The following is a 19,370-nucleotide window of genomic DNA, read 5'->3' on the forward strand; positions in this document are numbered from 1 at the left end:
TTGTTAAAAAAATATAATTTCCAATATTTTTAAGGGTATTTTATTTTTATTAGTTAAAAAAAAACATACTTTTGTTTTTAATTGCATAAAATATAGCAAGGAGTATAATGTTTATTTTGGTGTTCTGAGTAATTTTTTTTGCAAAACAGGCACACCATTTGGACCAATTGTGGTGTTGTAAATCATTTTTAGATGTTTTTGCTAACCACAATTTTAACTGTATCCAATGCTACATTTTTTTTTTAATCAAACTAAAACAACTAAATTTTTATTGAAAATGAAAAAAACACTTTTATTATGGAGTTTTGTCGCCCTTGTAGTATCCTGCGACAAAAAGAAAGAAGCACAACCCAAAGACGCTGAAGTGATAGAGCATCAGGCAGCAGAACAAACACCAAGCACGGGTGCAGCTACGGCACCAGAATTTCAAAAAGGAGCCGATTTGATTGCTCAAAACGATTGTTCGGGTTGTCATAAAGTGGACGAAAAACTTACGGGGCCCTCTTTTAAAGAAATTGCCGCAAAATACACAACTGCAGATGTTGCTACTTTGAGCAAAAGTATCATTGACGGTAGCAAAGGCAAATGGGGTGAAATTCCTATGACTGCACACCCAAGTTTGAGTCAGGAAGATGCTAGTGAAATGGTAAAATACATATTGTCTAACAAATAATTTTTTTGAGATGAAAAAAATTGCAATAGTTGCCGTTTTGGCACTTGGCTTATTGGCCTGGAAACAAGTGGATACTAATACAAATCCTATAAAAGCCGCAGACAATGTATTGACTAAAGCTGAAAAAGCCGCTGGTTGGAAATTGCTTTTTGACGGCAAAACTTTAAATGGTTGGCACAAATATGGAACAGATTCTATTGGAAAGGCTTGGACTGTTAATGACCATGCCATACATTTAGAAGTGTCTGACTTGAAAGATTGGCAAACCAAAAATGGAGGCGACATTGTTTCTAAAAAAGAATTTGCTAATTTTCATTTAAAATTGGATTGGAAAATTGCCAAAGATGGTAATAGTGGCATTATTTTTTATGTGCACGAAGATCCAAAACAATACAAATATCCATGGATGACGGGACCCGAAATGCAAGTTTTGGACAATAATGGACATCCCGATTCTAAAATTATCAAACACCGTGCGGGTGATTTGTATGATTTAATTACTGGTAAAGAAACTGTAAAGCCAGCAGAACAATGGAATCATGCCGAAATTATTTCAAAAAACGGGGTTTTAACTTTCAAGCTTAATCATACGGTTGTATTGTCAACTACTATGTGGGATGACCATTGGAAACAAATGATTGCCAATTCTAAGTTTCATGAATTCCCTGGATTTGGTACTTATAAAAAAGGAAAACTTTGTTTGCAAGACCATGGCAATAATGTATGGTTTAAAAATATTAAAATCAAGGAATTGTAACCTTATAATAAAAAAAAAGACTTGTTCCATGAGCAAGTCTTTTTTTTTGAAATTATCCAAGCCAATATACGGCCATAATCGAGGGTATAAAATAGATGACAATAGTTCTGGCTCCGTCATAATCTTTGGCAATTCGTTGTCCTGTAAGCAACATGATGAGCGTTATACACGAAATGATTGCACCATATAAGCCAAATATTCTACCTCCGTTGATTATCAGTTGGATACACCCAACGATACACAATATTCCAGATAGTAACTCCATGATTAATAGGTGAAAAAGGGCAATAGCTACTAATTTTTTGAGGCTGGTTTCTGCAAAATGGGCTTTCATAAATTCCAGATTACCTTTCCAGTCTATCACTTTGTCTGAACTGGATTGTATAAACGTAATACCTAAAAAAATCAGAATTAAAATAGAAGCTGCGTTGTTCATGATGATTTATTTTTTATGAATTAAACGAGTGAGTTTGATAGACAAATCGGTTAAAATTATTTTGGAATTTCCGTTGCGTTCAATATGGAATATGGCCGTTTCAAGCTCTTTATAAATGCCATGAATGTTGTTGCCGTTTACAAAAGGGGCAAATTTTTCCATTTTGAAAGTATCTACTTTTGGTTCTAAATAGACTAGGGTAGGGGCTTCATAATGGAGTAACAAGGCTTGTCTGAACATTTCGATGCAAAAATCTAAAAATTTTTTTTGGGTTTCTCTTCCTAAAGTCGCAATGGTTTCGCTCCACGAAATCAAATCTTGGATAGCTGCAGCGTTGCCTTTTGCTTTAAAAGCGGCTCTTACCCATGTAACAAACCATTGTTCAAAAGGAAAGTCGTCTTCATTGTGTTCTAGTAATTGTAATGCTTTATTAAAATTACCGTGTGCCTGATGTGCTATTTTTTGAGCTGTAAGGTCGTCAATATTGTTTATAGATTGTAATTTTTCGGCTATGTCTTTTTGATTCAAGGCATTAAAATGCAATACTTGGCATCTTGATCGAATGGTTTGTATAATATCTTCTTCATTTTCAGATATTAATATAAACAAAGTATTGTCTTGGGGTTCCTCTAGTAGTTTCAAAATTTTGTTTGAAGCCTCAACATTTAGTTTATCGGCCATCCAAATGATCATTACTTTATAACCACCTTCATAAGCCTTTAACGACAAAGATTTGATCATTTCTTGAGCATCTTCAACTCGAATCAATCCTTGTTTGTTTTGAACGTCTAAAGCACGATACCAATCGAAAAGGCTTCCATAAGGATTTGAAAGCACAAATTTTCGCCAATCGGCTATAAAATCGAGGCTTTTTGGTTTGGTTTTTACAGTATCGGTACTTACAGTTGGGTATATAAAATGCAAATCGGGATGCGAAATACTATTGAATTTGATGTTGCAAGATGCGTTGCCTCCTGAATTTTCGTCGGACACGTTTTGACACAAAATGTATTGTGCATAAGCAATTGCCATTGGCAAAGTACCAGAACCTTCGGGGCCAACAAACAATTGGGCATGGGGTATCCTTCCAGTAGTTGCACTATGGATAAGGTGTTTTTTGATGTGGTTTTGACCTAATATTTCTGAAAATAGCATGAAGCAAAGATAGGAATTTAAGTATGATAAAACAAATGAGTATATGAAACCCATTAGATTTTTTTAATTGAGGTTAAAGATATATTTTTTTTACTTATGTTGTTTTAAGATAGTGCTGTTTATTATGTACTTGTATAAAATTTTTTGGTTATACTTTATACTAATACCAAATATACATATAAAATAGTCCAATCTAATGGTTTTTTTGCTAAAATGTGTCAAAAAATAACAGTTAAGTAGCCCAGCTAAGCAACGATTTTTTTTGAAAATTTTTTCTAAAAAATAACTACGCATTTTTAGTCTATTTTATAAACATATTTGATATTCATTTGGTTTGAAGTACTAAGTTTGCAATAGAGCCCTAGCCCAGATTGAAGTGGAAAGGACAAAGCCTCAAAAGGGATTTTTTTGTTGCTACAAAAGAGCGACCACCGGAAGCTCCTTTTGTAGCATACAAAAAACCCTTTTGAGGCTTTGGACTTGAAACGAAAAGCTGGAATAGCTTCTTGTAAAATAGTTAGTTGATGATTGATTTATTCTGTTGGTATAAACTCTTCTGTATTTTGTTCGACATTGGTTGTATCTACAACGGGCTTACGGTAAACAGGGGTATAACAATCTACTTTTATGGATAAATTTTCGGGTCTGGTAAAATTTTCTTTAGAAATATTAAGTGTTTCGTCGGCATAACATTTTTTCATAAAATAACCCCAAATTGGCAGTGCAGCAGTGGCACCTTGCCCATAAGTAAGGCTTTTGAAACGGGCCGAACGGTCCTCGCAACCTACCCAAACACCTGTTACCAAATTGGGTACCATGCCCATAAACCAACCATCGGATTGGTTTTGAGTAGTTCCTGTTTTTCCAGCAATGGGGTTTGTAAACATATATGGGTAGCCAGTCCAGCGGTTGTCTCCAGCACCACCCCCTTGTGTTCTCAATCTTTCGCCCGATCCGCCTTCGGTTACACCTTCTAAAAGTTTGATTACAGCAAAGGCAATATCTTTGTTTAAAACATCGTGGGTTTCTGGGGTGGGCTCGTAGATGGTTTTGCCATTTTTATCTTCAATTCGTACTAAAAATTGTGGTTTCATGTAAACTCCTTCGTTTGCAAAAGTACTATAAGCGGCTACCATATCGTGTACCGTAATTTCTACAGCACCTAGTGCTATTGATGGTTGAACAGGTATTTCTGATTTAACGCCTAATTTGTGTGTGAGTTCTACAACGTCTTCTGGACCTGTTTGGTCTATCAGCTTGGCCGATACGGTGTTGATGGAATTGGCTAAAGCTCTTTTGAGGGTTACCATGCCTCTATATCGGTTGTCTGAATTTCGAGGTTCCCAGTCTTCGGTAACATGATGACGGCCTTTGTGAATCATAAATGGGCCATCGATAATGGTGTCGCATGGCGATTTGCCCAACTGTTGTATGGCTGTTGCATAAACAAATGGTTTAAAGGTAGAACCTACTTGTCTGGCTCCTTGCCCTACGTGGTCGTATTGAAAATATTTGTAATTGATGCCGCCAACCCAAGCTTTTACTTGGCCTGTTTGGGGTTCCATAGACATTAATCCAGCTTGTAAAAAATGCTTGTAATATCTAATGGAATCCATTGGTGTCATTTCCATTTCTTTGTCGCCATCCCATGAGAATACGGTCATTTTGGTTTTTATCGAAAAAGATTTGATGATTTCCTCGTCCGTTTTATCTTGTTCTTTTAGTACTTTCCATCTTTCCGACGATTTCATGGCTTGCATCATGATTTTATCTGTTTCGGCTGCGGTGATGTTTACAAATGGGGCATTTTTATTGTCTTTGGCTTGGCTAAAAAATTCTTCTTGCAAATTTTTGATATGTGCCGATACGGCTTCCTCGGCATATTGTTGGATGCGAGAATCGATTGTGGTGTATATTTTTAATCCGTCTCTATACATGTCATAATCAGATCCATCTGGTTTTTTGTTCTCTTTTATCCAAGCTTTCATATAGTCTCGAAGGTATTCTCTAAAATAAGTTGCCATACCGTCCAGATGACTTTCTGGATGAAATTTTAAAACAAGAGGTTTGTTTTCTAATTTTGATTTGGCCGTTTCTTCCAAGTAGCCGTTTTTAACCATTTGGTGCAATACTACATTGCGACGTTCTTTGACTTTTTCTGGACGACGCACAGGGTTAAACAACGAAGGGTTTTTGAGCATTCCAACCAACATGGCACTTTCTTCGATGGTTAAATTGCGAGGTTCTTTGCCAAAATATACTTTTGCCGCCGATCGTATTCCAACTGCGGTATTTACAAAATCGGCTTTATTAAAATACATGGCAATAATTTCAGATTTGGTGTATTGTCGCTCGAGTTTGATGGCAATGATCCATTCTTTTACTTTTTGAACGATGGCAATAATTGGGTTTCTTGATCTTTCGCCATGAAATAATAACTTGGCCAACTGTTGTGTAATGGTGCTGGCACCTCCGTTGGTTCCTAATTTTAATACGGCTCTTAAAGTACCACGTGCATCAATACCCGAATGGTCATAAAAACGTTCGTCTTCTGTGGCCACAAGGGCATCTACTAAATGTTTGGGCAAATCTTTGTATTTGATAGAAGTACGGTTTTCATTATAAAATTTGCCTAGCAAAACCCCATCAAATGAGATGATTTCTGTGGCTAAATTTGAATTTGGATTTTCCAATTCTTCTACGGAAGGCATAGAGCCAAATAGTCCCCATGATGTTAAAAGCACAAACAGAAAAAGACCGCTTATTCCATACAAAAACAATCTCCAAAATTTTCTTTGATAGTGTTTAATATCTTTATTTATTGTGGGGTTTGAGGTGTTTTTTTGGGATATTTTCATGATTTTTTATTTTATTTCACGTTTCACGTTAGTTTGATGGTATGTCATGATTTAGTTTAAAGTTTCAATTCTAAAACCAACTTCGGTTATGCCTTTCAATTCTTTTACACCGTTTACTTCGCTCGATTTGCGAAGGGCTTGTTGGATGTTTACTTTGTAAACGCCATTTTGTTTGAACTGAAATTTTTCTTTGTAAAATAATTTACTCAGCTTTACATCGGTTATGCCTTCGCCCATCAGACTGCCATCTGGATTGGCCATTTCATATTCAAGAGTATCTACTTTGGTTACACCATCGGGTTGTGTCATGGAAACCAATACAAATATGTTGTTAAACGGGTAATCATCATTACATCTGATATTCAAAAATAAATTATAATATTGTTGCTTGTCGAGTTTTGGTAATGTAAACTTCAAAGTATCATTTTTGCTCCAAGTGCCACCAAGGGATTCGTATTCGTCAAAAACCCTTTGTTTGTCGCAACTAAAAAGACAAATGGAAAGCAATAAAATCCAGTAATTATTTTTCAGATTCATTGTTATTATTTGGTGTTTTGTTGTCGTTTCGGTTTGATTGATTGTTTCTGTTTTTGTTTTTATTTCGATTGTTTTTGTTTCGGTGATTGGGTTTTTTGGCAACCGATGTGTTTTCAGAAACAGTGTGGTTGGCTGCTGTTTTCTCCAAAGCTGGTGTTGCATTGGGTTTGATAATGGTTTTGTTTTCTGTATTGTTTTTAACCAACTTGTTCGATTGGTTTTTGTTTGGTACTATTTTATTTTGGTTTGGCACTTGGTGTGCCACTTTGCCACCCTCGGTTTTATTTTCGGGTTTTGCATCTGTGTTAGACACTCGTTTTTTGACAGGTCGTTTTTTTCGTTTTGGCTGATCAAAACGAGTCAAACTTTCTTGTCCCATAGCATTTTTAAATTCTTTTTGTGGCTCTTCAACAGTTTCTAAAGCATAATCTTCTAAAGATGACACTTTGTTTTTGAGTTTGTTTTCGGCAATAATTTCCTGCACTTGTTCTATCTTCAATACTTGCCAATTGGCAAAATTATTTGTATAGGCAAACCACATCAAGCCCTTGAAAATATCCTGTTTTTGGCATACGGCATCTCCTTTTTCTGTTATCAACTTGGTGTCAAAATCAGGAAAAGCTTTTAGTGCATCCATATAAGTGTCCAACTCATAATTCAAACAACACTTGAGTTTGCCACATTGTCCCGCTAATTTTTGTGGATTCAAAGACAATTGTTGGTATCGAGCAGCCGAGGTATTGACACTTCTAAAATCGGTAAGCCAAGTAGAACAGCACAACTCTCTACCACACGAACCAATACCACCAAGTCTTGAGGCTTCTTGTCGAAAACCTACTTGTTTCATTTCGATTCTGGTGCTAAATTCTCGAGCAAATTCCTTAATTAAGGTTCGAAAATCAATCCGATCGTTTGCGGTATAATAAAAAGTGGCTTTTGATCCATCACCCTGAAATTCGATGTCAGAAATTTTCATTTCTAATTTTTGTTCGATGGCTAGTTCACGAGCTTTCACTTTCATGACCTCTTCCTTTTCTCGCACTTTTGTCCAAACATCAATGTCTTTTTGCGATGCTTTTCTGTATATTTTTGCAATTTCGGCTGTTTGATAATCAGTACCTTTTTTTTTCATTTGAATTTTAACCAATTCACCTGTCAAGGTAACTATGCCAATATCGTGGCCTGGCGATGCCTCTGTGGCAACAATATCGCCAATAGACAATACGAGCTTTTCGGTATTTCTATAAAATTCTTTTCGGCCGTTTTTAAAACGTATTTCAACACAATCAAAAGTGGCTTCGCCATTGGGCAAACTCATATTGGAAAGCCAGTCAAAAACCGTCAATTTGTTGCAGCTATCGGTGCCACACGAACCATTATTTTTACAACCCTTTGGAGCTCCCCCCTCTGAAGTCGAACAACTTGTACATGCCATAATTGATATAGTAGTTTTGCATCAAATGCAAATTAAGTTCTTATTTTGTTTTGAGTGTAAAGATATTATTTTTAGTTAAACTTTATTACCATGTATTCAAGTTTTTTAAAAAATTATCATTTTGCAACAGATGTACAGACGCAATAACTCCAATATTTTATTCCAAAATCACTTTTTTGAACTTGAAGCAAACAAAACACGCCATTTTTTATGGCAATAATAAAGCTATTATTTCCAGGAATGTAAAACTGGCATCGACCTATCAATAAGAATAACATCATTATACCGATTCCCCAAAAGTCAATAAATTATGATCGGGGTCGAGAATGGAAAATTCTTTTTGCCCCCACGGTTTGGTTTGCAAATGTCCCGCTGGGTGGATTTTTACGTTGTTTTTGACAAAATTTTGATAAACCGTTTCAATATTTTCGGTTCGGATATAGACTTGCCCATAATTTTCTAGCGGATTGAGGCTTGGAAATTCAAAAAAATGGAGTTGGATTTGGTCTTTTTCGATCATCAAATAGCCTTCAAAATCAGCACTTCCAAAAACGTTAAAGCCCAATTGCTTGCAATAGAAATCTTTGGTAACGGCTTTGTTCCGCATGGGGAGTTTGGGGTGGGTTTGGGTGAGCATGGGTTTAGGTTAATTTTTTAGTTTTAAATTTTTCATTCTCTATAAAAGAACGCAACTTTTCTGCTGCATTTTTATCTACATTTTCATCCTTATGCTCGAGGTGACCACCAAAGAAATTTTTCTATTGTTTAAAATATTTTTTGGATTTATAAAAACCATCATTCTAATTCTTTTTTTATTAAATCCTCTAATTGATTTTTTGGTAACAATAATTGATATTCGGATACACCAATAGGTTTGTTGATGTCTTGCAGAGCAATTTCTACATCTAAATGGTTTTTATCGGCACACAAAATAATTCCAATAGGTTGGTTTTCGTCTGGTTTTCGTTCAAATTTATCTAACAAGGTTAAGTAAAAATTCATTTTACCAATATATTCTGGTTGAAATTCGCCTATTTTTAATTCAATAGCTACAAGCGATTTTAAATCCCGATGAAAGAAAAGCATATCTACAAAATATTCTTTCTCATTGTATTCTAAACGATATTGGTTCCCGATAAACGAAAAACCTTTACCCAATTCTAAAATAAAATGTTTTATTTTTTCGACCAGTCTCTTTTCCAGCTCTCGTTCTTTTATGGTTTGCGTTACTCCCAAAAAACCTAAATTGTAACTACTTTTTAATAGTTCATCAGCATGATTGGCTACGTTTTCGGGTAATGTTGCTGCAAAATTATGACTTTTTTCAAGGCTGCTTTCTTGCAAAAAGGCTTTGGCTTTGATGTAATTGAGCAAAATATCTCTGGTCCACGCCATTTCTACTGTTTTTGAAGCATAAAACAACGCTTCTTCATCAGTAGTGGTTTTGCTCATTATTAATAAAATATGACGCCACGGCAAAACTGCAACGCAGCGTTGCAGTTTTTCGTTTACACTACAAAATCTATCATAAAACTTCTTCATATTCCACAAATTACGTGGAGAAAGTCCCATGTCTGGAAACTCTTTTTTAAGGTCGATAGAAAGCTTTTTTATGACACCACTTCCGTAAGATTCTACGGCAACTTTTTCGGAAAGCAATTTGCCCAAATTCCAATATACAGAAATAGTGCCTTGATTTATTTTTATAGCAATACTTCTTCTAGCCGTTTGTATCTCGCTAATACAACTGCTTAATATTTCTTTATAAACTATAATTTTATCTTCCATAACTATATTGCAAAATTATCATATTCTTGTTTACTCAAACTAAACTCTGGCTCAACAACCAAAACTTCATCATAACTAAGCTCGTAAAGTTTATAAACCATGAGGTCGGTTTTGGCTTCTAAATCAGTAGTGTCAATGTTATCTTTTTTGTCCCCAAGCTTTGGTTTCCAAATGTCCTGCCGGATGAATGGCAATGTTGTTTTGTACAAAATTTTGATAAACCGTTTCAATATTTTCAGTTCGGATATAGACTTGCCCATAATTTTCTAGCGGATTAAGGCTTGGAAATTCAAAAAAATGGAGTTGGATTTGGTCTTTTTCGAGCATCAAATAGCCTTCAAAATCGGAACTTCCAAAAATTTCAAATCCCAATTGGTTACAATAGAAGTCTTTGGTAACGGCTTTGTTCCGCATGGGGAGTTTGGGGTGGGTTTGGGTGAGCATGGGGGTTACATTAATGATTAATACCGAATTTTTTTAATTTTTTTATTGATTTTAAAGCATTTAATATATTGATTTCTTTCACAGATTCATTTTTAAAAAGAGCCTTTTGAACAGATTTCAAATTCAATAATTCTAAATTATCAAATATTTTAGTTTGTTCACCTAAGTCGAATATTTTAGACCAATCATTTTTAGAAATTAGCTTTAATCTATCATAAATTGCTTTAATATCGATTACTTCAACTTCTACCTCGTTTGATAATGATTTTATTTCTTCAATATTAATATTGTTTTCTTCGATGTATAATAGTAATTTACTTCCAATTGAAATATCTCTGCTATTAAAATTTTTAGACCTTTTAATTTTACTTGCAATTTCCCATATATCGGTTGAAAATTCTTTAAATTCTTCAATATTCATTGACCATTTTGAAACACCATCCCAAAACTTATTACCGAAACCTAAAATTTTATTGATATTCATCAAATTATTTTCTGATTTGTTATCAATTTCTACTGTTTCTATTTCCCTTGCTAAGACCTGTTCTTTTGTTATGAAACAATCAGAATATTGTTCAAAATTGAATTTATAATCTTCATCTTTTAATGACTTCCAACTTGATTCTCTTTTTGCATATTCAGAAATAAGTGAATTATTTGATGATTTAACCAATTGATGGTAAACATAAACAATTAATTTTTGCAATTCATTTATTATTCTAGCGTCAACTCGCTGCTCTTCATAAATTTTCCACAAATCAATTCTGTTGTCAGTCAAAAAATAAAAGTAAGATAATGTATAAGCAACCGTAAATGATTTTAAGTTAGTATCTCCAATGGCATCTATGTTTTTTCGACCAAAAAGTTTGTCAACTACCTTAAAAAGAATAGCATTAGCAATTAATTTTTTATAAAAATTTTCACCAGGAAATTTATTTTTCTTCACTAATTCATTAATATTTTTTGTGTAATGAATAAAGTTTTTCTGAGCACCTTGTGAAACATAATGTGGTTCTAATTCCCAAATATTTATGTACTTAGCAACATCAGATTTAACAAATTTTTGATTGGTAGGATTTTGTTCCTTGAATTTTCTTTGTTGAGCTGGAGTTGCTAATTTATTTAAAGATTCCTTATACTGACCATTAACTCTTTCAAAATACCACAGTGTAGACATGTTTTTATTATCAGGATCAATAACATATTTTTTTCGTGATAATGATTCAATTTGAACAAAAAATGGATTATTAGAAGATAAATCTAATTCTGATACTTTATTTTGACTGTTGGCATATCTAGCAATGTTCGGAACTTCAATGTTCTTTTGTTCAACATCTTTTATAACCGTTAATTTCATCTGAACAAAAACATTACTCAAATCGGCATCTTTAAACTTCTTCTGTGTATGAAATAATGAGGCAGTCGTTTGACCACCATTTACAATTTGAAAATCTAATAATTTAGTTAGGTATAGTTGATTATCATTAAGAATGGTTTCAACATTTTCTGCTGTTGCAGTAATACCATTATTGTATGGAAGAAACATTTGAGGTTTTTCTCTAATTGTATCTCTTATACCTTTATTAAATTTACCTGTTTGACCTAAAAAAGCTCTAACATTACTTTCAAGTAATTCATTTGAATATTCTTTGTAAAGTTTGGATAAAATTTCACCTGGTAAAATTGCCAGATAACATTCATATAAATCATTAATATTAGGCATTTTCAAACATTGAATACCGTGCTGATTATTTGATATTAATTCTTTAAAATCAATTTCAATTGGTTCTCTATTGCTTGAAGATTCACTTAATTTATAAAACCTTGGAATATCCCAAACATGAACAAAAATATCCAAATCCTCATAATCTTTAATATTAACTTTTTCAACATCATAATTTGAATTACCATTTATTAAATAAAACACATTAACTCTTTCAAATTCTTTTCTCTGTTTTTTTATGGTGTCCAAAAGTTTATTTAATTCTGTTTGTGCTGGATCAATGTAATTAATAGAACCTTTTAGAGAAGAATTAAGAAATCTTTTTATTTGATTTATTCCTTTATCAAAATCAGCTTTAGTTATATTATAATCATATTTTAAATGATTATAATTTGTAATAAAAACATCAAGAGTTTCATAATAAATTTTCTTTTTCTCATCATCTTCAAATTCATCTTTAAGACAATAACCGTTTATTTTCCAGTCAATTCTTCCTTGAGAATCAGGGTTTATATAAGACAATACTCTGGCACCTTCTGATTTGCCAATATTATCCAATATTTCAATGCAATGCTCTGTAAATTTATCTTCAAAACTTGCTCCTTCGCCATCTGAATATACTAATGCTGAAACATCGGACTGAATGGCTTCAATATAATTTTTTAATCCTCTTTCCATTATTTTATTAATTCAAGAATTGATTCATTACTTAATAAAAATTGTTCTATTGCTGATAATTCAATGTTGTATTTTGTATCAAACAAACCAATAGGTAAATCTGAAGCTACTAATCTTGGAAAATCATTTGACACTTCATAAAAATTTCTCTTTCTAAAAGCATACTGACGTTTATAATTTTCAAAATCTTCATCAAAATATCCAACTAATAAAAGTCTCTCGTTGAAAAACTTTAAAGCATTCTGATTGTTATTAATTTTAGTTCTGATTTGCTCGATAATAGAATTTAGTGAAAATCCTTTATCCTTAACTTCTTCGACCACATATAATACTAAATATAACTTTGTTATATTCTCATTATCTAACTGTCTTTCACTTGAAATCTTAACTTTTGGAACTTTTGATGAAGTTAACTTTACTTCAATGCCAAATGAACCAAAACGAAAGTCTTTATCATTAAAATCTGGGCCAGTCCAACTTTCTAATAAAGCATCAATAGAATATTCTTCATCTAATATGGAATTGAATAATAAAAGTTCTCCAATTAATCCTTTTTGTCTTTCAATTGTTAGCCCTTGAAAATTTATTTTATCAAATAATTTCTTCCATTTTAAAACAACATTAGAAGTTTCAACTAGAGCTTCATTTTCGGTAATACTTTTTGAAATTTCTTCAACAATATTTTCAATAAATAAGCTAAAGATATCTTTTAATTGATTGTCTAAAAGATAAATATGTAACTCTTTTGTTTCATCAAATTCAAATATTTCAATGAATAATCCCTTGAATTTAAAATTTTTAAATTCTGGAAATTTTGCGTTTTTTGAAGTTTCAAATATGTATAAATGATTACCAGTAATATGATTTGTAGCCGCAAAACATTTGAACGGTTTAACGTGTTCAAGTTGCGTTTTTATAATAATTTCATCAGTAGGAACATGACTTTCCCAAATAGATTTAATACTTACCATAATTATTCATCTTCGTTAATTAAATCATCATCTTCTTGAGTTTCTTCATCAAAACCGTTATTTATTGTCGCTGTATAAGACACTTTTTTTTCATTGTCAATTATAGGAAAATGAATACTATAGCCAATAATTGGAATGTCATTCTTTACGTTTGGTGTACCACGTTCATCTAATGCGTAAATTAATAATAATCCTTTCTTTTCTTTTGAGCGTTCAATTTTAATATCACTATTCAATTTAAAGCCAGTTTTTGTTAAATCAATCTGTCTATCAGCAGTGTCATCAATTTGATTTTTTGAAATATGATAATATTCACCAGGTCTATTTAATTGTTGATTACGAACACTACAACCTAATTTAATTTCTTGATTACCAATTGAAATTATGTAGTTTTTTAATTCTTCATTTTTATCTCGTTCTCCTTTTTTTGAACCACCTTTCCAGTCAATAAAAACTCGTGTATCAGTGTTAGAAACTATAGCAACTGCCCATTCTTTTATTTCAGATTGTTTTAAAATGTATTCACCAAGTTTAGCGTTTTTAATTTTTGGTAAATCAATTTTAAAATTATCTAAAAAAGAAGCTATTTTTTCTTTGTCAAAATCCTTTATTAAAACATATCTTGGAATTGAATCGGTTTCTTTATGTTTAATTATTTCAATTTTTTTATTTCCAATGTTAAGTAATTCTTTAAACTGCTTGAAATTATTTTCAATAGCTGATTTAGTTTTCAATAATTGATAAGTTTGCGGATTTGTGCCAGAAAAGGAAATTTCAATTTTTTCGGAAAAATTTAATTTTGCTAAACTTGTTATCGTTAATAAACCATGATGATTTCGTACTTTGAGTTTGAAATCTTTTGGTTTTTGCAAAGCTGCTGTCATTTCATCAAAATCATCACGCATTTCTTCTGTAGCCATTGTAATATGGTTAAACCATTCAAAAATTTGTTCTGTTGTATAAAGTCTACATAAGTCTACATAACCGGGACGATAACCAAACCAACGCCCCATTTGCATTAATGAATCATACATTTTTGTAGTTCTTAGATAATAACTTACAGATAATCCTTCTAATGTTATTCCTCTCGATAATCTGCTTCCTCCAACTGCAATCACTGAAAAACCATTATCGTATCTACTATAATCAATTTCTTCAATATTGTGATATTCAAGATTTGTTGTAGAACGGGTTCCGTGAACAGAACGAACTTCAATTTTTGAAGCTGCTTTTTTCAATTCTTTTTTTATTTCTTCCCAAGAGTGTGTTTTAATTCTTATGTCTGTATAATCTAAATTTTCTATAACATTTTCAGTTGTCGGTAAAAAGTCGGACTCATACAGATGTTCTAAATCATTCATTAATGTTTCATCATTACCATCGATTGCGTTTTTGTATTCCCGCATTTTATCATTAACCAAATAGGCAACTTTATCAATCCATTTTACCAATAAAGCAACATGGATTAGCATAGAATTGTGTTTCTTTTCGTGACCTCTAACTCTTCTGATTGCACAAGTTAGAATGAAAGATTTTATAGCTTTTTCTAAACTTTTAGGTAAATATTCTGGCAAATCTACTTTATTATATTTATTGATTGTTTTGAAAAAAGGTGGGTCAAAATCGTCAATAGCACGAAAAATATCTAAAGGTTCATTTTCTGTTCCATTTGGATTTTCAAAACCAAATATTTTTGAAGCACCAATGTAATTAGTAGGTGCTTTTATATTTATTATAAAATCTCGAGGAAATAAATCTTCTCCAATTTTATATTCTTTATTTTTAACAATAGTTTTTAAGTCCTCATTGTGTTCTTGTGAAATAAATAAATTAGCATAAGGAGTTGCGGTGTAACCGATAAATGTATTTTGATTAAAAATATTTAATAAAGTTCTAATTAACTTATTGATTGTTTTTATATCATTAATGTTTTTTGTAGTATTAACAGAGGCTGCATCTGCCTCATCATCTATAATCAAAGCAGGAACATCAAACAATTTAGGAGTTCCATCTATGTTTTTAATGTTTTCATTTTTTGAGAACCAATCTATTAAATTTTCGAGAATACTTTTATTTTTTTTAATTACAAAAACAACAGGGTTTTTTCCAATTGGAATGTTTAATCGATTGGCTACTGATTGGCTAAAATCTCCCTCATCACCACTTTTATAATATGAAGAAGTTAGTGAATAAATATCTGTTTCCACTTTTAAGTTTCCAACACCAATAAGTCTATTTTCATTTTCTCGGATAAATGCGGAACTACTTCTTCCAATGAATCCAGCATCAATTCTTTCTTGCGTTTGCCTACGTAGTGAACTAATTGTTCCAGCAATCACAATAATTACTTTATATCCAGAATCAGTCGCTTTGTTTATTAAACCAACATAATTTGATGTTTTGCCCGATTGTACGTGTCCTACAACCATTCCACGTCTGTCCCAAGAATTTTTGTCTTTAGGATTTACACATTTATCCAAAATTTTATCTGTAAAATCATCCAAATCATTAACTGGAAATGATGGGTCATTTTGAGACATATATAATTTATATCTATTCCATAATTCAAAATTGATATTGCTTTTTTCTTCACTCAACCAAGGTTCAATGTCATCAGACATTATTGTTATTTCTCCTTTTCCTATTCCACATTCGGATCTGATTACTTCAAATAAATTTGTAAAATCAACATCTTTAAACTCTGGAGCTGATTTGATTTTTTCATTTATTATTTTTATTATAACATCATCAGTTATTTCTTCCTTAGATATCATATTTAGGAATGCATAACAAACTAATTTAGCAGTTTGATTTATATCGTTCATATTAAATAGTCATTTATTAATGGAAATAGATTGAATGGAGTTGAATTCATTATTTGCTGTTTTGCTAAATTTTCTGGTATTCCTTGAGTAATGTAAATTTTATATAATTCTAATGCTAAATTGATTAACTCATCACTAGGAATTTCAGGAATACTTTCTAACTCATGAAAAGATGGGTTCTCATTTTGATTGTATAAAATCAATTCTAAAGGAATATTCTCTTCAATTAGTTTTATAGCTTTTGAAAAAAGCTTGTTTTCTTTTTCGGAATCAAGCAATTGTTTTATAATTGGGTGCTTCTTATTTATTTTATATTTTTTTATTCCTTCTCTGTTTGTTTCATCTTTCCATAAACTCTCAAAAGATTGACTATTATAATCTGAAGACACTGTTTTTTGACCTCTCCAATTATATATTTTTGCAGATTTCATAACCGCCATTTTTGCTATTCTGGCTAATTCTTTTCTTATCTCAATTGGTGGTGTAGCAGTTGATTTTTTTATATCCAGATTCCAATCAAAATCGTTTGCATTAGGAAAGTTGATAGCAATTCTTGCTAGTTTTGAATATTCTCTCTTTTTTTCAATACCCAACCAGTCACCAGATACAAGCAATCTATCTCCTCTATAAATATAAAAACCTTGTTGTTGATACCATCCTAATGGACCTCCCGATTTTTCGTAATCTTCATTGCTGATTTTTGACATGTGAGGAAGAATGAAATAGGTTACTTCAACATTGTTGATTAACACTTCTAATTGTCCCATTTCAGGCTTCGGAGTAAGGTTTAAAAGGAAAGGATTCCATGGTTCTATTACATAGGTATTTGTAAAAAGTTTAATTTTTTTACTTTCAATAAAACGATGAAAAACTAAACTTAAATGCTCATTTACTGTTGCCATTTCTTGATAGAAAGCATTTTTAACAGCTTCATTATCAACTTTAGAATTACCAACAATTCTATCTAATAATTCCCAAACAATTAAAGTTCCACTTATTAATTTTTCGACTTTCTCTAAATATGATTCATCTGAAACATAATCTAATAAAGTCCATTCTTCTTCACTATTTATAAAATCAATATCCCAACATCTTTTAATAGTAGCAAAACCGTCTTTTTTTGTAATAACAGTAAGCCGTTTACATTGTGAAAATGAAGCGGTTTTTAGCCCCATACCAAACCTGCCCAAATCTTTTTCATCTCTAGTGTCTTCAGGATCTTTACTTCCTGGAGTCATAGCGATAATTAATTCCTCTAAATTCATTCCTTTCCCATTATCGAGAATTGAAATAGTAGAATCTTTACCTTTCCAAAGAAAATCAATTTCAATAGCATTAGCGTTAGCAGATATACTATTATCAATAATATCTGCTATTGCTGTTGAAAGGTTATAACCAAAACTACGATATGAATTTATTGTTGATTTTGGATTTGGCTTGGCGTTTTCGGCTTTGTATTGGTGCATAAATTTTTATATCATTTCTTTAATTTTCTTAGCAATTCCTTCTGCCATTAATACTGGCACAGCATTTCCAATTTGTTTAAATGCAGCGGTTCTGCTAGATTCAAAGAAATAGTCATCGGGAAAAGATTGAATTCTTGCGGCTTCTCTAACAGTTATCGAACGATTTTGTGTAATATCTGGGTGAATATAATAGTGTCCGTCTGCACAGATGTGTGCAACAACGGTATGTGAAACACCTTTGTGATTTACTACTTGAAACCTATTTGAAAATGTTGAGGTATTATTGTGTTTGATTAACCTTGTAGGTAATTCGGCATAATTTAATCTTTTGCCCTCGTTAGTCCATTTCTCAACAGCTATTCTATAAATTTCTAAATCATTTTCATTGTTAAATCTAGAAACGTGTTGTGTTGTAAAATCAATACCATTGCGAATCCCTGTTGATTCTAAATAACTATTTGTTTTCTTTGCATATTTAGAAACATTCCATTCACCTTGTCCGCTTTTTATTTTGGGTAAATCAGAAAATAAATGTTTTAATATTTCAAAATTATTTTCTTTGACTTCAAAATGAGGATATTTAAATCCTAATTCTCTTTTCCATCCGATGATAATTACCCTTTTCCTATCTTGAAGAACTCCAAAATTCTTGGCATTTAAAACAGATTTCTCTAGTTCGTAGCCGGCTTCTTTTACTGCTTCAAAAATTTTATCTAAGTAAATTCCATTACTTGCAGACAAAATTCCAGGCACATTTTCAAATACAAACATTTTAGGATTGTAGCGTTTTAAAAATTCAACGTAGTGAAGATATAAATGGTTTCGAGGGTCGTCTGCCATGTTTTTTCTTGCCCGTCCTGCAACAGAATAAGCCTGACATGGCGGACCGCCAATTACTAAATCTACTTGATTTTTTCCTAATTCTTGATCTATTTTTTCAAAAATAAAGGGTAACGTTTCTGTTGAAATTTCTTTATTTATAACAGAATCGATTATGTTGGTTGGCACTTTATTCCACAATTCTTGTCTTGAAATTTTGCCTTTCAAATAGTCATAATATATGTTTATTTCTTTATTTTCTTTTAAATGATGGAACGCAGCTCTTGTTTTTAAAGTGTCGCAAGCGTCTTTATTCATCTCCACATGGGCAATAGGATTAAATCCGTTACGGATAAATCCTTCGGATAAACCACCAGCTCCAGCAAATAGATCTATATAATTCATTTTGTTATTTCTTAAAAATTTCATCGTTAAAAAAAACAGAAAAATCCAACTCTAAAGCAACTATGATTTTTTCTAATACAACTAATGATACATTCCGTTTGCCTTTTTCAATATCAGATAGGTAATTTCTGTCTATGTTTGCAATATTTGCCAAATGTTCTATCGAAAACTTTTTTTGATTTCGTAGTTGATGTATTTTTTCGCCTGTTTTTTTATTGATATCCATAATATGTAAAATTAAATTTGAAATGATGGGCTAACCGCTTACTATGGTAAGCGTGAATTAATTTTTATCCACAATTTTTTTAGGTATATATTTAACGTGTGGCACAAATAAAATGGGTTGTTTTTCATTTGCAAGGGATAGTGTCAAAATAGGTTGTTTGGGTACCTTTTTGGC

Annotated in this window: 16 protein-coding genes; 2 read left to right on the top strand and 14 right to left on the bottom strand. The window is 31.9% G+C overall.

What is annotated here, in order from left to right; genetic code table 11:
- Positions 1-277: 277 nt before the first annotated feature.
- Together FBFL15_RS00785 and FBFL15_RS00790 are read left to right on the top strand one after the other, a co-directional pair.
- Complete coding sequence (locus FBFL15_RS00785; protein WP_014082783.1) at positions 278-673, top strand: c-type cytochrome; 396 nt, start codon at positions 278-280, stop codon at positions 671-673.
- 10 nt (positions 674-683) lie between these two features.
- The gene (locus FBFL15_RS00790) at positions 684-1,430 is read left to right on the top strand and encodes a 3-keto-disaccharide hydrolase (RefSeq protein ID WP_014082784.1); all 747 of its coding nucleotides are present in this window, start codon (positions 684-686) and stop codon (positions 1,428-1,430) included.
- A 52-nt stretch (positions 1,431-1,482) separates the two neighbouring features.
- On the opposite strand, the gene FBFL15_RS00795 is transcribed toward FBFL15_RS00790, so the two are convergent.
- From FBFL15_RS00795 to FBFL15_RS00860, 14 genes are all read right to left on the bottom strand, one after another.
- Positions 1,483-1,866 (bottom strand): hypothetical protein, encoded by a 384-nt coding sequence (locus tag FBFL15_RS00795; RefSeq protein WP_014082785.1) that lies wholly within the window; start codon positions 1,864-1,866, stop codon positions 1,483-1,485.
- Positions 1,867-1,872: 6 nt separating this feature from the next.
- Positions 1,873-3,021, bottom strand: coding sequence for a DNA polymerase III subunit (locus FBFL15_RS00800; protein WP_014082786.1), 1,149 nt, complete (start codon positions 3,019-3,021; stop codon positions 1,873-1,875).
- Between the two features lie 533 nt (positions 3,022-3,554).
- A complete protein-coding gene (locus FBFL15_RS00805) occupies positions 3,555-5,879 on the bottom strand; it encodes a penicillin-binding protein 1A (protein WP_014082787.1) in 2,325 nt (774 codons plus the stop codon).
- A gap of 51 nt (positions 5,880-5,930) precedes the next feature.
- Complete coding sequence (locus tag FBFL15_RS00810) at positions 5,931-6,416, bottom strand: gliding motility lipoprotein GldH (protein ID WP_014082788.1); 486 nt, start codon at positions 6,414-6,416, stop codon at positions 5,931-5,933.
- Positions 6,400-7,851: a PSP1 domain-containing protein gene (locus tag FBFL15_RS00815; RefSeq protein ID WP_014082789.1), complete on the bottom strand. Its 1,452-nt coding sequence runs from the start codon at positions 7,849-7,851 to the stop codon at positions 6,400-6,402. The genes FBFL15_RS00810 and FBFL15_RS00815 overlap by 17 nt, the downstream gene beginning before the upstream one ends.
- A 280-nt stretch (positions 7,852-8,131) precedes the next feature.
- A complete protein-coding gene (locus FBFL15_RS00820) occupies positions 8,132-8,488 on the bottom strand; it encodes a bleomycin resistance protein (protein WP_014082790.1) in 357 nt (118 codons plus the stop codon).
- A 158-nt stretch (positions 8,489-8,646) separates the two neighbouring features.
- Positions 8,647-9,639, bottom strand: a complete 993-nt coding sequence (locus tag FBFL15_RS00825) for a PDDEXK nuclease domain-containing protein (RefSeq protein ID WP_014082791.1) — start codon at positions 9,637-9,639, stop codon at positions 8,647-8,649.
- Between the two features lie 138 nt (positions 9,640-9,777).
- Positions 9,778-10,083: a glyoxalase/bleomycin resistance/extradiol dioxygenase family protein gene (locus FBFL15_RS00830; protein ID WP_014082792.1), complete on the bottom strand. Its 306-nt coding sequence runs from the start codon at positions 10,081-10,083 to the stop codon at positions 9,778-9,780.
- A 10-nt stretch (positions 10,084-10,093) separates the two neighbouring features.
- The gene (locus tag FBFL15_RS15625) at positions 10,094-12,484 is read right to left on the bottom strand and encodes an AIPR family protein (RefSeq protein WP_014082793.1); all 2,391 of its coding nucleotides are present in this window, start codon (positions 12,482-12,484) and stop codon (positions 10,094-10,096) included.
- Positions 12,484-13,455 carry a PD-(D/E)XK motif protein gene (locus FBFL15_RS00840; protein ID WP_014082794.1) on the bottom strand — a complete coding sequence of 324 codons (972 nt, stop codon included), beginning with the start codon at positions 13,453-13,455 and terminating at the stop codon, positions 12,484-12,486. The genes FBFL15_RS15625 and FBFL15_RS00840 overlap by 1 nt, the downstream gene beginning before the upstream one ends.
- A 2-nt stretch (positions 13,456-13,457) precedes the next feature.
- Entirely contained in the window at positions 13,458-16,280 is a 2,823-nt protein-coding gene (locus FBFL15_RS00845) for a Z1 domain-containing protein (RefSeq protein WP_014082795.1), read from the bottom strand.
- Positions 16,277-17,746, bottom strand: coding sequence for an ATP-binding protein (locus FBFL15_RS00850; RefSeq protein WP_014082796.1), 1,470 nt, complete (start codon positions 17,744-17,746; stop codon positions 16,277-16,279). Before FBFL15_RS00850 ends, FBFL15_RS00845 begins: the two co-directional genes overlap by 4 nt.
- 6 nt (positions 17,747-17,752) lie before the next feature.
- Positions 17,753-18,970, bottom strand: coding sequence for a DNA cytosine methyltransferase (locus tag FBFL15_RS00855; RefSeq protein ID WP_014082797.1), 1,218 nt, complete (start codon positions 18,968-18,970; stop codon positions 17,753-17,755).
- A 4-nt stretch (positions 18,971-18,974) separates the two neighbouring features.
- Positions 18,975-19,196 (bottom strand): helix-turn-helix domain-containing protein, encoded by a 222-nt coding sequence (locus FBFL15_RS00860; protein ID WP_014082798.1) that lies wholly within the window; start codon positions 19,194-19,196, stop codon positions 18,975-18,977.
- Positions 19,197-19,370 lie beyond the last annotated feature (174 nt).

This window comes from Flavobacterium branchiophilum FL-15 (genome assembly GCF_000253275.1).
GTDB classification, from domain to species: Bacteria; Bacteroidota; Bacteroidia; order Flavobacteriales; family Flavobacteriaceae; genus Flavobacterium; species Flavobacterium branchiophilum.